This is a genomic window from Streptomyces sp. NBC_00322 (genome assembly GCF_036147535.1).
Taxonomy (GTDB): domain Bacteria; phylum Actinomycetota; class Actinomycetes; order Streptomycetales; family Streptomycetaceae; genus Streptomyces.
On the sequence record NZ_CP108019.1, the window covers coordinates 590141 to 605919 of the forward strand.

The window sequence follows — 15779 nt, forward strand, 5'->3', positions numbered from 1 at the left end:
CCGATCACTCCACATTCACTCCGGCGTGCCCCTTTGGTTCGCTCGACCCACGGCGGTGGCGGGGGGTTCTCGCACCCACGTGGGCCTGGCGGTCCGATCCTCGGTCAATGCGCCCGGCGGATCTCGTCCAATCTGGGGCAGTTCGAGTCGCGGCGCAGAACCCCGGCCGCCCCCGGCACACTTCTGCTCGTAGCCCGCCACTCGTATGGTGAGCCGTCACTTGTGTCCGGCCAGAGGGGAACTGATGGTGCGTAGGACCAAGCTCATCCGACACGCGGCAGCATTCGCGGCAGCCCTGCTGCTCTCCGCCGGGCTCGCCCCGGCAGCCTCCGCCGACGAGCCCCCGGCCGGGCCGAACCCGGCCGCCGTCCAGCTCAACGAGTACTGGACGCAGGCCCGGATGGCGGCCGCACTGCCCGGCGACACCGGCAAGGGCTCCGAGACGGGGCTGACGCCCCGAGCCGTCTCACCCACGGCGGACGGGCCTCAGCCGGGCGAGTACATCCCGCCCAGCCGGAGCTTCGACGGCATGCGTCAGGCCGGCACCTTCTTCTGGACCGACGCCGCCGGCTCCGGGCGCACCTGCAGCGGCTCTGTGGTGCGCAGCCCCGGCCACGACCTCGTGCTCGGCGCCGGGCACTGCCTGAAGGGCTACTCCGGCACCTCCCCCAGGCGCAACCTGGGCTTCGTGCCGCAGTACCACGACGGCCTCAAGCCCTTCGGCATCTTCCCGATCAAGACCAACGGCGTCTACGTCCCGCAGCAGTACTACGACCTCGGCGCGCACGCGGGTGCCGCGTACGACTTCGCCTTCGCGGTCACCGAACCCAATCAGGACGGGACACGGCTCCAGGACGCGGTCGGCGGAGTGCACCTGCTCACCGGGACGGGGTACTACCACGCCCCGGTGCGGATGATCGGCTACCCGGCGAGGGCGGAGAAGCCGCTGGAGTGCTGGAGCTGGACCACCAAGTGGGCCAGCGACGACCCGGCCGACCCGGGCACCTTCGCCCGCATCGCCTGCGACGCCTTCACGGGCGGGACCAGCGGCGGGCCGATGCTGGTGCCGTGGCCGGGCGGCTGGGCCGTGATCGGAGTCATCGGCGGCTACCACACCGGCGGCAACACCCCCCAGGTCTCCTACAGCGCCTACTTCGGCGCCGCCACCCATGCCCTCTACCACGCCGCGATCAGCGGTGCCCCGCCCGCAGGCCCGGCTCGGGGGGCTTACCCGGGTGCGTGATGGAGCACCCCGGCCCTGCCGCCGGCACAAGGCGGCGAGAGTCTGGCGCGCGAATGCGCATGAAAAAACGAAATACGCCGCAGTTCCGGGCGTGGGTCCGGCCAGCTTGCGGGGCCCGTGGGTCTGAAGGGCATGCCTGCTCGCCTACGCCAGCGCTTGCCCGGGTCCGGGTACCGGTTTCAGTTCAGTCACTTCGAACTCGATCCGGACCTCGTCGGCCAACCGCAATGCGCCCAAGAACGCGCTGTAGGGCTTGATTCCCCAAGCGGATTGCGTGACGGTCGCCCAGCCGTTCAGCAGCGCTCCGCCGTCGGTCACCCCGTGAACCGTCACCGGGTGCGTCCGGCCCTTGATGGTGAGGTCCCCGGTGATCTCGAAGGACTGAGTCGTACCCACGATGCGGGTGGAACGGAAGGTGATCACGGGATGCTGGGCGGTGTGCAACAGGGCCTTGCCCCCCAGCGTCCGTTTGATCTCGGCCCGGTCGGCATCGGTGAGTGGCTTCAGCCCGCCCGTCCCCTCACGGACATCCAACGAGCCCGCCTCGACCGTCACGGTCACCGACGACTTCTCAGGATCGCCGACGACAACCATCGCGTCCCCGGACCATCGGGTGGCCTCGACAGTGAGGTCGTGTCCCGCCTTGCGGCCGAGCCCGGTCCTGCTGGTCTTGATCAGCAGTCGGCCGGTCGACGGTCCGAGACGGTAGTTTCCGTCCGTCAGTTTCACAGCGCTCACTGTACGTGGGGGGTGTGGCCAGGCTTTCGAGGCAGCGGTTCCGGCGCGTCCCGCGTTGATGCATCGACCGCGCTCAGGTCTGCCGTACCGGTTCGTACGCCTCCTGGCCGAGCCCGAACGTCCAAGCCACGCCTTCCTTCGCGGTCCTTGTCGTGGGCGGCACGCGCAGCCAGTACGTGCGGTGCGTGCCGTCCGGCTCGGCGGTGGAGTTGACCACCTCGACCATCACCACGTCCTCGTCGCCTTGGAGCGCGATCCGCCAGAGGATGCCGGTCTCGTCGCGGTGCACCGGCTGGGCGTCCGACTCGCTGAGATAGCGGTCGTAGCCGTAGAACTCCAGCATCACGCGGCGCAGCTCCGCGTTCTCCTCGGCCCGTATGCGTGCGGGGGTCAGTGATGCCAGCTCGTCCAGGAATGCGGCGGGTACGGGCATACCTCGCCAGGCGTACAGCGCGAAGCCGTCCGGGAAGGCCAGAGCCGGGCCGTCGCCACGGTCGAGGCGTCCGGCCTCGTCGCGATGCAGCTCCACCGGCCGCTCGCTGATGACCACCGCGTTCTTGTACGGCCACCACCATCCGGCGTTCCTGGCCACCTGTGCCAGTCCCGCAAGTCGCTCGCCACGGCCGTCGAACGCCGCGAGCCAGGCCGCGTCGTGCTGGCCGAGCACCGCGTCGAGGAGGAGCAACCGCACGTCGGACTCGTCTTCCGGTCGCTCCATGAGCTCCGCGACGACTCCGGTACGTATCCGCTCGGCCAGCTCCCTGGTGGTGTCCCACAATTGCGCGCCGGTCGCGGACCACAGCGCGGACCAGCCCTGGGGACCCAACTCGTCGTGCAGACGACGTCGTTCATCGGCCCATGGCCGGGTGCGGACCTCGTCGCGCACCGAGGGTCCCGCATCGGTGAGCTTTTCGACGGCTTCGACCGCCGCCCTGGGCGACGCGGCCCACACGATCGTCGCCGGCTCCTCGAGACCGGCGGTGCGGTAGGCGAGCCGCACTCCTTCTTCCGCGGCCGCCCGGTCCGCCGCTCCCGTCGCCGCCGCGACGGCCCGCCATGTCATTACGTTCTGCATCAGAAGTCCCTGTCCCCTGTTCCCTGTCCCGCCCTGCACTCCCGGTACTGCCCTGTCCAGACGTGCTCTGCCACGCCCCGCCACGAGCGACGCTCAGTCCGCGACGATTCGGACCGAGCCCGGCACGTACTCCCGCTGGCGCACCACTCGGTACCAGCCCTTCGGCAGCGGTATCGCCGCGTGCTCCTCGTGTACCACCCGCCCGCCGTCCGGCAGATGGAGCAGCAATGGGTCGAGAGGGCCCGCCTCACGCACAAGCCTGCCGGGCCCCTGCACCGCGTGCGCATGCCCGGTGACTTCGCCCAGTGCGAGGACCAACCGTCCCCGCCCGTCGCGCAGTTCACCGGGTGCGTCCACCAGGTGCGCCGGCACCGCCGACTCCCCCAACGGCATGATCAGGACGTCCCCTTGCCGGTACATGGCTGTCTCCTCTCGTTGGCGCACACGCTGTGCCGACCACATGGAAGACGCTACGGCCGGGGTCTGACAATCGGCGCCGACCTGGGACGACGGGGCCCGCTCGCAGCGTTGTCAGTGCGGCTTGGTAAACCTTTCGCACGTCAGTCGACCGCTCAGTGTCAGGAGATCAGGGCCATGTCCTATGTGGACCATCTGCAGGAATTGCTCGGCCTCCCAGCCGTCGACTTCCACCCCGCCCCCTCGCCATTGCCCGCCGCGGACGCCGCCGCGTGGCGCATCTCCGTGAACCCGTACGACGACGACCCGCCCTGGGACGAGGTGTTCGCCGAGTTCCTCAAGACCGTCGACCCCGGGAAGGTGCGCGCGCTGATCATCGGCCAGTGGGGCGAGGCGTACGACAACGATTCGAGCTTCCCCATCAACCTGGTCATCGCCGCCGCCGGTCGGCTGACCTCCCTGGAGGCCGTCTTCGTCGGCGACATGACCTCCGAGGAGAACGAGATCTCCTGGATCGAGCAGTCCAATGTCACGGGCCTGCTCAGCGCGTTCCCCCGCCTGCTGCAGCTCGGCGTGCGCGGTGGCAGCAAGCTCCGCTTCCCGCCTGTGCACCACACGCGGCTGCGCTCGCTCGTCTTCGAGTCCGGCGGCCTCCCGGCGGAGGTGGTGCGCGGCGTCATCGAGAGCGAACTCCCTGCCCTGGACCACCTCGACCTGTGGCTCGGCGTCTCGGAGTACGGCGGCGACACCGAGATCACCGACCTCGCACCGCTGCTGTCCGGTTCCCGCTTCCCCGGGCTACGCCACCTCGGCCTGCGTAACAGCGAGATACAGAACGAGATCGCGGCCGCGGTCGCGTCGGCCCCCGTCGTCGCCCGACTGCGCACCCTCGACCTGTCGAACGGAACCCTCGGCGACGAGGGTGCGGCCGCGCTGCTGGAAGGGCAGCCGCTCACCCATCTCGAATGCCTCGACCTGCACCACCACTTCCTCTCCGAGGAGATGGAACGCCGGGTCGCCGACGCGCTGGAGTCGCACGGGGTGCGTGTCGACGTATCGGAGCGCGAGGAGCCGTGGGACGGCCGGGGCGCCGAGGGCCGCTACACGGCAGTGGCGGAGTGAGGTATCCATGACCGGTATCGACCACCCCGAGACGTTCCACGGACTTCCCGTCCACACGCTCCCCGATCCCGACGACGAGCACGCTGCGCCGCTCCCGTCGGCGGACTCCGTGGCCTGGCGCCTGGACTGTCTGTGGAACGAGAACAATCCGTTCCCGGAGCTGTGGGGCCGTTTCCTCACTTCGGTCGACTCCACGCAGGTGCGTGCGCTGGTGCTCGGCCCGTGGTGGCACGACGAATACTCGCCCCTGCGTCCCGTCCTCGACCTGATCGTCGCGGACGCGGACCGCTTCCCCGCGCTGCGTGCGCTGTTCCTCGCCGACGTCACGGGCGAGGAGTGCGAGGTGTCCTGGCTGGAGATGACCGACGTCACCCCCTGCCTCGAAGCGTTCCCCAGGCTCGAAGAGCTGACGGTGCGCGGCTGCGGCGACTCCATCTCGGAACAGGACGCCCTGTCCTTGCGACCGGTCCGCCACGATGCACTGAAAGTGCTCCGCTTCGAATCCGGCGGCCTGCCAGGTTCCGTCGTCAGGGCTGTCGGCGCCTCCACGCTGCCCAGCCTGGAGCGCCTCGAACTCTGGCTCGGCGTCACGCATTACGGAGGCGACGCTACGGTCGCCGACCTGGCACCTCTGTTGTCCGGCGGTGCCTTCCCACGCCTGAGCCACCTGGGGGTGCAGAACAGCGAGATCCAGGACGAGATCGCGGTCGCGGTCGCCTCGGCTCCTGTCGTCGCCCAGTTGGACTCGCTGGCCCTCTCGATGGGCACCCTCAGCGACACCGGCGCCGAAGCCCTGCTCGGCGGCCAGCCGCTGATCCACCTACGGGACCTGGACCTCCACCACCACTACATGCAGGAGGCGATGCAACAACGCCTGCGCAACGAACTCGAACCACAGGGCGTACGGCTGAACCTGGACCAAGCCGACTACTGGGACCCCGAGGACGACGAACCCCGATATGTCGCCGCCGACGAGTAGCGCAGTGGGTCCGCGATTCGCGGTCGTCGGCAATCCCGCCAACCGCCGTGTCGCGCTCTTCCAGCAGGCCGTGGCCTCCGCCGGCCTGCCCACCGCGCGCGTCGTGCCTTGGCTGGAGGTGCTCCGCCAAGGGGTTTCCTTCCGGCCGGGCGAGACCGTACGGATCGACTCGCCCGGGGAAGACCCCGAGGTCGAACGGCTGTTGCGCGGCGTCGGTGACGCCACCCGGGTGGAGGGCTCGGCCCGCTGGTACGAGCGGTTCACCGCGGCCGTACGGGAGGTGGGGCAGGCGGCCGAGGGATGCACACTGCTCGACGACCCCGACGAGCTGGCGGTTCTGTTCGACAAGCGGCTGTGCCATGCCGTACTGCACCACGCAGGTGTTCCGGTGCCGCCTTCGCCAACCTCCGGGGCCCCGGTACCGCCCGTGCGAGGCTGGTCGGACGTACGCGAGCTGCTGCGCGCGCACCGAATGCCGCGCGCATTCGTCAAGCTCGCGCACGGCTCCTCCGCCTCGGGTGTGCTGGCCGTCGAGATGGCGGGATCCGGACGGGTACGGGCCACCACGTCGGTGGAGCGCGACAGCGAGGGACGACTCTTCAACTCCCTTCGGGTACGCCGCTGTACGACCGAGGGTGAGGTCGCCGCGATCGTCGACGCTCTGGCGCCCGACGGCCTGCACGTCGAGCGCTGGCTCCCCAAAGCCTCCCAGCGAGGCCGGGCCGCCGACCTGCGGGTCGTGGTCGTCGCCGGCCGGGCGACCCATGCCGTCGTACGGACCAGCCGCTCCCCCATGACCAACCTCCACCTCGGCGGCGCCCGCGGGGACCTCGACGAGGCACGGGCTGCCGTCGAGGCGGCGGGCGGCAGCTGGGCCGGCGCCCTTGACGTGTGCGAGCGGGCCGCGGCCTGCTTCCCGCGCACGCTCTGCGTGGGCGTCGATCTGCTGCCGGCGGTCGGCTGGCGCCGCTTCGCGGTCGGCGAGGTCAACGCCTTCGGCGATCTGCTGCCGAACCTCACAGGCCTGCCCGGTAGCGGCGCCGAGGGCATGGACACCTACGCGGCGCAGGTCGCCGCTGTACAGCGCACGACAAGGAACCACGATGCAATCGCCTGACATCAACCAGCCGGACCCGAACGAACTGGACTCCAGCAAGCCGGACATGAACCAGATCGTGGGCAGCCACGATCTGCTGCTCGTCACCCTCGACACCCTGCGCCACGACGTCGCCGCAGAGCTGGCCGCCGCCGGACGCATCCCGAACCTGGTCCGCCATCTTCCGGGCGGTGTCTGGGAGAAGCGGCACGCGCCCGGCAGCTTCACGTACGCCTCGCACCAGGCGATCTTCGCGGGCTTCCTGCCCACACCCGCCGCGCCCGGCCCCCACCCCCGCCTCTTCGCCGCACGCTTCGCGGGCAGCGAGACCACCGCCGAGCGCACCTTCGTCTTCGACACCCCCGACCTGGTCTCCGGCCTCGCGGACGCCGGCTACCACACCGTGTGCATCGGCGGCGTCGGCTTCTTCAACCAGCAGGGCCCTCTCGGCTCGGTGCTGCCCGGGATGTTCCAGGAGAGCCACTGGGACCTGGAGTTCGGTGTGGCGTCCCCCCTCTCCTTCGAGAAGCAGGTGGCACGGGCTGAGAAGGTCGTCGCCGAACTCCCCGCCGAGCAGCGGCTGTTCCTGTTCGTCAATGTCTCCGCGCTGCACCAGCCCAACTGGTTCCATCTGCCCGGCGCCACCAGCGAGGCCGGCGACTCCCGCGCAACCCATGCCGCCGCCCTGGAGTACGTCGACCGGCACATCGGCCGCCTCTTCGCCGCCGCAAGCAGCCGCCGCCCGTGCTTCGCGATCATCTGCTCCGACCACGGCACGGCGTACGGCGACGACGGCTACACCGGTCATCGTCTCGGCCACGAGGCCGTCTGGACCGTGCCGTACGCCCAGTTCACCCTCGATCAAGGGGCTGTCCGATGAACAACGCGCCCCGCCCCTACCAGAGTTACGTGTACGCCTACCCGCACAAAACGGCGTACCGCGAGCTCAAAGACCGGCCCGCACTGCGCGATCTCTGGGCGGGTGAGCCCAAGAACGCCCTCTCCCTCTACCTCCACATACCGTTCTGCGAGGTCCGCTGCGGCTTCTGCAACCTCTTCACCCGGATCAGCGCCCCAGACGAGCTGACCGGCCGGTATCTCGACGCGCTCGACCGCCAGGCCACCGCCGTGCGCGACGCCCTCGACCAGGCCGCGGACGGAGGCGGGATCCGCTTCGTCGCCTCGGCTTTCGGCGGCGGCACCCCCACCTTCCTCACTGCCAACGAACTGGACCGGCTCTGCGACATCGCCGAGAAGCGGATGGGAGCCGACCTGCACGCCGTACCGCTGTCCGTCGAGGCGTCCCCCGCGACCGCGACGGCCGACCGGCTCGCCGTGCTCGCCGACCGTGGTACCACCCGTCTCAGCCTTGGAATCCAGAGCTTCGTCGACGCCGAGGCCCGCGCTGCGGTGCGCCCTCAGCGCCGCGCCGACGTCGAGGCGGCTCTCGCCCGCATCCGCGACGCCCGTATCCCTGTCCTCAACATCGACCTGATCTACGGCATAGAGGGCCAGACCGCGGACACCTGGCGCGCATCCCTCGACGCAGCGCTCGCCTGGCGGCCCGAGGAGCTCTACCTCTACCCCTTGTACGTACGCCCGCTGACCGGCCTCGGCAGGATCGGTGCCGAAGCCGACGCCGCCTGGGACCGTCGGCGACTACGGCTGTACCGCCAGGGCCGGGACCACCTCGTCGAGCACGGCTACGAGCAGGTGTCGATGCGGATGTTCCGCCGCCAAGACGCGCCGAAGCAGTCGGCCGAGGACTACGCCTGCCAAACGGACGGCATGATCGGCCTCGGCTGCGGAGCCCGCTCGTACACCTCTGCGCTCCACTACTCCTTCGACTACGCCGTCGACATGCGCGAAATCCGGTCGATCATCGACAACTACACCGCCACCGACGACTTCTCCCGTGCCGAGGTCGGCCGGTACGTCGACGCCGCCGAGGCACGCCGCCGCCACCTGCTCCAGTCGCTCCTCCAGGCCGAAGGCATGCCACTGACCGACTATGCCGACCGGTTCGGCGCCGCGCCGACCGACGACTTCCCGGCGGAGCTCGACCGTTTCGCAGCCCGCGGCTGGCTCGACGAGACGGGGGGCCCCGGCCTGCTGCGCCTGTCCCCCGAAGGCCTCGCCCACTCCGACGCACTCGGCCCCGAGCTCTTCTCCGACTCCGTACGGGCCGCCATGGCCGCGTACGAACTGAAATGAGCCGTCGTGGACCTGACGATTCTCTACCGCGGGCCGCTCGCCTCCTGCGACTACGACTGTCCGTACTGTCCCTTCGCCAAGCGCCGCGACACTCCTGACCAGTTGCGCGCCGACCGGGCGGCGCTCGAGCGCTTCGCCGCATGGGCGGCCGCACAGACCGGCGACCGCCTTTCGGTGCTCTTCACCCCCTGGGGCGAGGGCCTGGTCCGCTCCTGGTACCGACGGGCGCTCGCCGAGCTCTCCCACCTGCCGCACATCGCGCGCGTCGCCATCCAGACGAACCTCAGCTGCCGCACCGACTGGCTGACGGAATCCGACCTCGGCACGCTCGCACTGTGGTGCACCTACCATCCGGGCCAGACGCCGTACGACCGCTTCCTCGGCAAGTGCCGCGAGCTGACCGCGATGGGCGCACGCTTCAGCGTCGGCGTCGTCGGCTTCCCCGAGCACCTCGACGAGGCGCGACGGCTGCGCGCTGACCTGCCCGACGAGGTGTATCTGTGGGTCAACGCGGCCGAGGGCCGCACCTATACGGACGAGGAGGCCGCCCGCTGGACGGCTCTGGACCCCCTCTTCCCGTACAGCCGCCACCCGCACCGCTCGGCCGGGCTGCCCTGCCGTACGGGCGAGTCGGTGATCTCGGTGGACGGCGAGGGCACGGTACGCCGCTGCCATTTCGTGCCGTCCGAACTCGGCAGTCTTTACGACGGCTCCTACCGGCAGGCGCTGGGCCCGCGCGCCTGCCCCCTCGCCGCCTGCGACTGCCACATCGGCTATGTCCATCTGGAGACGCTGCCGTTGTACGACGTCTTCGCGGGCGGCGTCCTTGAACGCATACCCGCCGCGCTCCCGGAGCGGCAGCAGGTCCGACCCCTTCGTCTCGACGTGATCGCCTGACGCATTCGTTGATCACGACAGGGCTCATGCGTAGTCAGCCGAACCCTCACCCCGGTGACGATGTGGTGATCTGCTTCTCGAACCAGTGGTGGGCGTAGGGCTCGTCGTTGAAGGCGGGGACCTCCTGGAAGCCACAGGAGCGATACAGGCTGATCGCGGCGCTGAGCGCCTTGTTCGTGTCCAGGCGCAGGACGGTGCAGCCGTACTGGGCGGCCCGCGCCTCCAGCTCGGCCAGGAATCGGCGGCCGAGACCGAGCCCCCGGGCGTGGGGCGCGACCCACATCCGTTTGATCTCGGCCGGGGCGCCGGGCGGCAGCTTCAGACCGGCGCAGCCGACGGACTCGCCGTGGAGCCGGGCGATCAGGAACAGGCCGTGCGGTGCCCGCAGTTCGCCCGCGTCGGGCAGAAGACTCCGCGCGGGGTCGAAGCCGGTCTCGAAGCGCTCCTGCAACTCGGTGAAGTAGGCCCGCAAGCAGTGCTGTGCGTCGGGGTGTTCCGGGTCGACGAGGTCAAGCGTGACCGTCGCGGCGGTCAGCAACCGCTCGACGTCGGCCATGGCGGCGACCAGCCGGGCGCGCTGAGCGGTGTTGAGCGGCTCCAGCAGAGAACCGGCCAGTTCGTCGCTGCGGTCATCGAGGATGGCGCGCTCGGCGCGGCCCGCCTCGGTGAGCCGGACGGTGCGCACTCGTCTGTCCTGAGGCTGGGGCTCCACCGTCACCAGGCCGTCGGTCTCCAGGGAGCGCAGCAGCCGGCTGACGTACCCGGAGTCGAGCCCGAGGCGCTCGCGCAGCCGCCTTACGTCCTGGCCTTCCCCGCCGATCTCCCACAGCAGCCGGGCCGCTCCGATGGGCCGGTCGCGGCCCATGTAGTGGTCGTACAGCACGCCCAAGCGTTCGGTGACGGTGCGGTTGAACCGCCGCACCTGGTCGATGTGCGCCGCATCCATTCTCTGACTCTAGTCAGAGAATCCGGTCAGGGCCAGCGGGAGGCGTCACGTTGCTCTCCGGACTCCCACATCGGCGACCGACCCGCCCGTATCGATGGTGCCGGGTTCCCGGGACGAGGGGCTGGTGCTGGTCCCGCCGGGCGGTTCCGTAGGCCCCGGCGAAGGAGTGGAGGGAACCACCGTCGGTGTTCCCGGGTCATCCGAAGGCGTCGATGGCACCACCGTCGTTGTGCTCGGACCCGGCGTAGGCGTAGGCGGAACCACCGTCGGCGTGCTCGGCTCCGGCAAAGGCGTGGGTGTCGGCGTCCTGGTCGGAGCGGTCGACGTGGGTTCTCGGGCGGGCGCGGTGGTGGGGCTGTCGGACTCGGTCGCCGCCGTCAGCTGGAAGTCCTTCACCGGCTGGCCCTTCAGGGCCGCGGCCATGTAGGCGGTCCAGATCCGTGTCGGGTATGAGCCGCCGTTGACGCGGCTGATGCCGGCGGCGGTGCCGAGAGAGACCCGGGTATGGGTCTTGGGATCCTCGGCGAACATGGCCACTGAAGTGGTCAGCTGCGGGGTGTAGCCGACGAACCATGCGGAGAGGTTGTTGTCCGTGGTGCCGGTCTTGCCTGCGGCGGGCCGGCCCAGGCCGGTGGCCAGGTAGCCGGTGCCCTCCGCGCTGACGACGCCCTTCAGGACCGAGGTGACCTGGTCGGCGGTGGCCCGGGAGAATGCCTGGATGTCCTCGTGGCCGGGGAGTTCGTACGGCTCATTGTTCCGGGTGACCTTCTGGACCGACCACGTGGCGATGTGCCGGCCGTGGTTGTCGAAGGTCGCGTACGCCTCGGCCATGGCGAGCGGGCTGGGGGCGGCCACGCCGAGGGCAAGGGAGGGGTTGGCGCTCATGTCGGGCGTGTCGGAGGGAAGGCCCGCGGCGATGGCGGCCCTGCGCACGCCGGCAAGACCGGCGTCCGCGCCCACCTGCGCGTACACCGCGTTGACGGACTTCATCATCGCGCTGCGCAGGCTGATCCGGCCGTAGTCACGATCGTCCTCGTTGGGCGGGCAGTAGTGCAGGCTTCGGGGCAAGCCCTGGACGCAGCGGCGGCTGGTGCCGTCGTAACGGGTCCCGGGCGTGATGGTGCGCCCGTCCTGGGTGGTGGCGTGGTGCTGCAAGGCGGCGGCAAGGTCGAAAGGCTTGAACGTGGAGCCGGCCTGGAGGTCGTGGCGGATGGCGTCGTTGTAGGGCTGGGAGGCGTAGTCCGGCCCGCCGTAGGCAGCGAGGATCCTTCCGGTGGAGGGATCCACGGACGCGGCGCCGACGCGGATGGCCTTGGCCCTGCGGGTGTCCGGCAGCCGCCGCAATTCCTTCTTCACGGCCGCGACCATGGCGTCCTGGTTCTTCTTCTTGAAGGTGGTGGTTATGTGCCAGCCACCCGAGGCCAGGGTGGCGTCATCCATGATCTTGTTGTCGACGAGGTAGCGGCGGGCGATGTCGATGAGGTATCCGGCCTGGCCGCTGACCCCGGGGGTGGGGCGGGGTGCCTTCGGCGTGGGGAACGCCATCCTGGCGCGCTCGCCGCTGCTGAGGTGGCCGAGCTCGACCATGCCGTCCAGGACGTAGTTCCAGCGCGCAATGGCCGCGGCCCCGTTCGTCACGGTCGCCGTGGAGACGTCGTACACGCTGGGAGCCTTGAGCAGGGCCGCGAGGTAGGCGCTCTGCCGGACGTTCAACTGTGAAGCGCGGACGCCGTAGTACGCCTGTGCGGCGGCCTGGACGCCGTAGGCGTTGCGGCCGAAGTAGCTGGTGTTCAGATACCCGGCCATGACGGCGTCCTTGCTCTGCGTCTCATTGACCTTGATCGCGATGACGGCTTCCTTGACCTTCCGGCCGAGGGTCTGTTCTTGGGTGAGGTAGTAGCTCCTCACGTACTGCTGGGTGATCGTCGAGCCGCCCTGCAGTCCTTTGCCGGTCACGGTGCGCCAGGCTCCGCGCAGGATGCCGCGGACGTCCACCCCTTTGTTGGAGTAGAACGTCCGGTCCTCGGCGGCGACCACGGCATGCTGCACGTTGACCGAGATCTCGGAGAGGGGCACCGATGCGCGGTTGACCGCGCCGGTACGGCCCAATTCGGTGCCGTCGGCGTAGTAGTAGATGTTGCTCTGGCTCACGGCGGCGGCGTTCGGAGCGGGGACCTGGACGCTCACGTAGAGGGCGGTGAAGGCGGTGATGGAGAGCAGGAGAACGGTGAGCAGACCGCCGAGCATCATCCGCCAGGTGGGGAGCGTCCGTCGCCACCAAGGCATCGCATGGCGCGCCTCCCTGCGCATCTGCCGTGCCAGCCTGCGGGCCTGCCTCGTAGTCCGCAGCAGGTCGCGCCAGTTGGCATCCGCTGGGACGGCCGATTCGCTCGGCCCGCTGCTCATGCGTACGCAGCTCCTCTGACCGGCACCGTCGCGTTGCGCCGGGTGGCGCACAGGGGGCCGGGTGCGGTGCGCCGCTCCGTATGTGCCTTATTGTGCAGCACCTTCCCTTTTGGCGCCGGACCAATCAGTGGGGCCGGAGGGCAGGGCCGCCTACGCGTAGCGCCGCTTCCGAGTTCGCGACGGCCAGGTGGCCTTGACGAAGACCTGCAAGGGATCCACTCGGCCGCCTCACGCTCGGTCGGTCACGAACGATTCGAGCGCCGCGGTCAGCTCCGCCGGCTTCTCCACCGGCAGTTCGTGGCCGGCATCCACGATCCGGACCAGCGCGTCCGGGTAGGCCTTCGCCATCCGCAGCATCTGCGCGACGGGCAGTTGGATGTCGTGGTAGCCGTGCACCAGGAGGGTGGGCGTGCGGATCTCGCCGACCCGGTCGAGGACGTCGAAGGTCCGCATAGCGGCGTAGCAGGTCATGACCACCTCCCGCGGCGTGGCCGAGGAGGCCCGGATGCACTCGCGGATCTCCTCGCGCGGGTAGCCGGGGGAAAAGGCGCGCTGGATGTTGGCGGCGACGAACAGCTTGAACGGCGCCAGTGTGGATGCCGCCATCAGCAGGCCCCTTCCACGGCTGTAGGTCATCCGACTGATCGAGTTCACCAGAACCAGGCGCTCGACCCGCTCGGGATGACCAAGGGCGAGGGTCTGCGCGATCATCCCGCCCATGGAGTGGCCGACTGGTATGAACCGCTCGACCTTCAGCTGGTCGAGGAGGACGATGACGTCCGCGGCCAACTCCTCGATCGTCCGTGCCGACCCGTCGCTCTCGCCGTGCCCGCGCAGGTCGAGCCGTATGACCCGCCGCTTCGGGGCGAAGTGTGCCATCTGGTGGTCCCAGCGGTGCCGGTTGGCCGTCCAGCCGTGGATGAACACCAGGGGGACGCCGTCACCGTCGCGAGGGCCCTCGTCGTCGTATGTCAGTGCTGCGCCGTCGAGAGCGAGCTGCGGCATGGGTCGTTGCCTCCTGGAGTGCGGTTCGGGTACGGCCGGGTGCTGCCTCCGGCCGCCCCGGATGCCCTCGCCGCCGCCTGCCGAGGAAGTCGAGGAAGTGCCCGAACACGTCGAGGCGGCGCCCCGGCCGAGAGGTGTCCAGGTGACCGTAGTCGGGAATCTCGGTGTACGCCACGTCCAATGGCGGCTGCCGGCGGGCGAGTACGTCGTGAAGGAGCTTGTGGGAGTCCAGCCACAGCCCGTTCTTGCTGCGCGCGAGCAGTATGCGTGGTGTACGCGGCCAACTCCTGCGCGCCGCGGGCGGGTACCTCTGACAGGCGAGCGGCGAGACCTCAATACCCTCTGTCACTTGGTTCGTTGTCGAGGCGGTCAACCACGATCATCGCCACGTCGTCCGCCAGGCGGCCCTCGGTGTGACGGATCAATCCCTGGTGCAGTAGTTCCAGGAACTCGGGCGCGGTGCGGTGGCGCACTGCTTCCATGGCGTCCGGCAGGGCGAAGAATTCGTTGTCGCGATTGCGGGCTTCTATAACACCGTCGGTGTACAGCAGCAGACGGTCGCCGGGTGCGAACGGATAGCCCTCCGCCTTCGCCGGAGGGCTGGTGATGAAGTCTTCCAGGCCAAGGGGCGGCAGTGGTGAGGTCGGCATCAGAGCCTGAACCTTGCCCCCGTTGAGCACCAGCGGAGGCACATGGCCACGGTTGACCAACTCCACCACGGGTCCGTCCAGCACCTGTGCCACGACCGCGGTGACGAAGGATTCCGCCAGTTCTTCCTCGTCGTCCTGGTCGATCCCACGCGGCATGGCGCGCTCCCGTCGCAGCGCCGCCGCGCAGTGGTTGATGACCTCCACCAAGTCTTCTTCATAGTGCACGGACTCCCGGAAGGCACCCAGCACGGCGGCGGCCGAGCGCACAGCAGGCAGCCCCTTGCCGCGCACGTCTCCGACGATCATCCGAACGCCGTACCGGGTCTGCACGGCCTCGTACAGATCGCCACCGATCTGCGCCCCCTCTTCTGCCGCGATATACCTGCTGGCCGCCCGCACGGGACCGAGCCGGGCCGGTACGGGCCGCAGCAGCACCCGCTGTGCCGCCACGGCGATCCGGCGTACCTGGTTGAGCTCGTTCTGCCTCTGGGTATGCACTGCGCTACTGGTCGTGACACTGGCCGCCGAGACCAGTAGCAGAGCCACGATGTTGGTGTAGACCTGTTGGCTGCCCCACGCTTGGTTGTAGGTAGCCGTGGCAACGCTGATGAGCAGAGCGAAACCCGCCGCCGCGAGGGTGCCTTTGGGGCCCATCGCAACCGCAGCCAACGCCGGCGTCGCGGTGAGGAGAGGACCGGTGTACAGAAAGTGCGCGGGCGAGAACTCGATAGCCACCACGAGCAATGCGATTGCGAACGGCGCACACTCCGCGAGTGTGAACAGCACCCGGCTGTGACCGTCCGCCCCTGGTCGAGGAGCCGAGCGGAAGAGCGACCGCATGGATACAGCCTGCCTTGTTGAAGCGCCATGCTCCACTCGGCGGTACCCACAGCACCCGCGGCCGCTGACGTCCGGGGGGAAACCCTACCGCGGAGGTTCGTGCAGGCACCATCGATCCGGCGTGCCGCGACTGTGATTGTGGATCCATGGA

The 15779-nt window shown here is 69.6% G+C and carries 14 protein-coding genes; 7 read left to right on the forward strand and 7 right to left on the reverse strand.

What is annotated here, in order from left to right:
- Positions 1–244 precede the first annotated feature (244 nt).
- On the forward strand, positions 245–1243 hold the full coding sequence (locus OG905_RS02620) for a trypsin-like serine peptidase (RefSeq protein ID WP_328665949.1): 999 nt from the start codon (positions 245–247) through the stop codon (positions 1241–1243).
- A 144-nt stretch (positions 1244–1387) separates the two neighbouring features.
- Here the strand turns inward: OG905_RS02620 and OG905_RS02625 are convergent, their stop codons facing one another.
- The 3 genes from OG905_RS02625 to OG905_RS02635 all read right to left on the reverse strand — a co-directional run bounded on the left by OG905_RS02625 (position 1388) and on the right by OG905_RS02635 (position 3476).
- Positions 1388–1972 carry a YceI family protein gene (locus OG905_RS02625; protein WP_328665950.1) on the reverse strand — a complete coding sequence of 195 codons (585 nt, stop codon included), beginning with the start codon at positions 1970–1972 and terminating at the stop codon, positions 1388–1390.
- 82 nt (positions 1973–2054) lie between these two features.
- A complete protein-coding gene (locus OG905_RS02630) occupies positions 2055–3056 on the reverse strand; it encodes a DUF6745 domain-containing protein (RefSeq protein WP_328665951.1) in 1002 nt (333 codons plus the stop codon).
- Between the two features lie 93 nt (positions 3057–3149).
- Positions 3150–3476 (reverse strand): hypothetical protein, encoded by a 327-nt coding sequence (locus OG905_RS02635; RefSeq protein ID WP_328665952.1) that lies wholly within the window; start codon positions 3474–3476, stop codon positions 3150–3152.
- A gap of 174 nt (positions 3477–3650) precedes the next feature.
- Between OG905_RS02635 and OG905_RS02640 the strand changes: the two genes are divergently transcribed.
- Genes OG905_RS02640 through OG905_RS02665 form a run of 6 tightly spaced genes read left to right on the forward strand, consistent with a single transcriptional unit; the run spans position 3651 to position 9781 of the window.
- Positions 3651–4595 (forward strand): STM4015 family protein, encoded by a 945-nt coding sequence (locus tag OG905_RS02640; protein WP_328665953.1) that lies wholly within the window; start codon positions 3651–3653, stop codon positions 4593–4595.
- A gap of 7 nt (positions 4596–4602) precedes the next feature.
- Entirely contained in the window at positions 4603–5574 is a 972-nt protein-coding gene (locus OG905_RS02645) for an STM4015 family protein (RefSeq protein WP_328665954.1), read from the forward strand.
- The gene (locus OG905_RS02650; protein WP_328665955.1) at positions 5555–6691 is read left to right on the forward strand and encodes an STM4014 family protein; all 1137 of its coding nucleotides are present in this window, start codon (positions 5555–5557) and stop codon (positions 6689–6691) included. Before OG905_RS02645 ends, OG905_RS02650 begins: the two co-directional genes overlap by 20 nt.
- A gap of 46 nt (positions 6692–6737) precedes the next feature.
- Positions 6738–7550: an STM4013/SEN3800 family hydrolase gene (locus OG905_RS02655; RefSeq protein WP_328681997.1), complete on the forward strand. Its 813-nt coding sequence runs from the start codon at positions 6738–6740 to the stop codon at positions 7548–7550.
- Positions 7547–8884 (forward strand): STM4012 family radical SAM protein, encoded by a 1338-nt coding sequence (locus OG905_RS02660; RefSeq protein WP_328665956.1) that lies wholly within the window; start codon positions 7547–7549, stop codon positions 8882–8884. Before OG905_RS02655 ends, OG905_RS02660 begins: the two co-directional genes overlap by 4 nt.
- Positions 8885–8890: 6 nt before the next feature.
- Positions 8891–9781, forward strand: coding sequence for an STM4011 family radical SAM protein (locus tag OG905_RS02665; RefSeq protein WP_328665957.1), 891 nt, complete (start codon positions 8891–8893; stop codon positions 9779–9781).
- Between the two features lie 46 nt (positions 9782–9827).
- Here the strand turns inward: OG905_RS02665 and OG905_RS02670 are convergent, their stop codons facing one another.
- The 4 genes from OG905_RS02670 to OG905_RS02685 form a co-directional block, all read right to left on the reverse strand.
- On the reverse strand, positions 9828–10727 hold the full coding sequence (locus tag OG905_RS02670) for a bifunctional helix-turn-helix transcriptional regulator/GNAT family N-acetyltransferase (RefSeq protein ID WP_328665958.1): 900 nt from the start codon (positions 10725–10727) through the stop codon (positions 9828–9830).
- 45 nt (positions 10728–10772) lie between these two features.
- A complete protein-coding gene (locus OG905_RS02675; RefSeq protein WP_328665959.1) occupies positions 10773–13133 on the reverse strand; it encodes a transglycosylase domain-containing protein in 2361 nt (786 codons plus the stop codon).
- A 228-nt stretch (positions 13134–13361) separates the two neighbouring features.
- The gene (locus OG905_RS02680; protein WP_328665960.1) at positions 13362–14138 is read right to left on the reverse strand and encodes an alpha/beta fold hydrolase; all 777 of its coding nucleotides are present in this window, start codon (positions 14136–14138) and stop codon (positions 13362–13364) included.
- Between the two features lie 332 nt (positions 14139–14470).
- The gene (locus tag OG905_RS02685) at positions 14471–15574 is read right to left on the reverse strand and encodes a PP2C family protein-serine/threonine phosphatase (protein ID WP_328665961.1); all 1104 of its coding nucleotides are present in this window, start codon (positions 15572–15574) and stop codon (positions 14471–14473) included.
- Positions 15575–15779: the final 205 nt, after the last annotated feature.

Bases quoted from the DNA above. Each gene is read 5' to 3' on its own strand.
- OG905_RS02620 (WP_328665949.1), top strand. From the start codon at position 245: ATGGTGCGTAGGACCAAGCTCATCCGACACGCGGCAGCATTCGCGGCA.
- OG905_RS02630 (WP_328665951.1), bottom strand. From the start codon at position 3,056: ATGCAGAACGTAATGACATGGCGGGCCGTCGCGGCGGCGACGGGAGCG.
- OG905_RS02635 (WP_328665952.1), bottom strand. From the start codon at position 3,476: ATGTACCGGCAAGGGGACGTCCTGATCATGCCGTTGGGGGAGTCGGCG.
- OG905_RS02640 (WP_328665953.1), top strand. From the start codon at position 3,651: ATGTCCTATGTGGACCATCTGCAGGAATTGCTCGGCCTCCCAGCCGTC.
- OG905_RS02645 (WP_328665954.1), top strand. From the start codon at position 4,603: ATGACCGGTATCGACCACCCCGAGACGTTCCACGGACTTCCCGTCCAC.
- OG905_RS02650 (WP_328665955.1), top strand. From the start codon at position 5,555: ATGTCGCCGCCGACGAGTAGCGCAGTGGGTCCGCGATTCGCGGTCGTC.
- OG905_RS02655 (WP_328681997.1), top strand. From the start codon at position 6,738: ATGAACCAGATCGTGGGCAGCCACGATCTGCTGCTCGTCACCCTCGAC.
- OG905_RS02660 (WP_328665956.1), top strand. From the start codon at position 7,547: ATGAACAACGCGCCCCGCCCCTACCAGAGTTACGTGTACGCCTACCCG.
- OG905_RS02670 (WP_328665958.1), bottom strand. From the start codon at position 10,727: ATGGATGCGGCGCACATCGACCAGGTGCGGCGGTTCAACCGCACCGTC.
- OG905_RS02675 (WP_328665959.1), bottom strand. From the start codon at position 13,133: ATGAGCAGCGGGCCGAGCGAATCGGCCGTCCCAGCGGATGCCAACTGG.
- OG905_RS02680 (WP_328665960.1), bottom strand. From the start codon at position 14,138: ATGCCGCAGCTCGCTCTCGACGGCGCAGCACTGACATACGACGACGAG.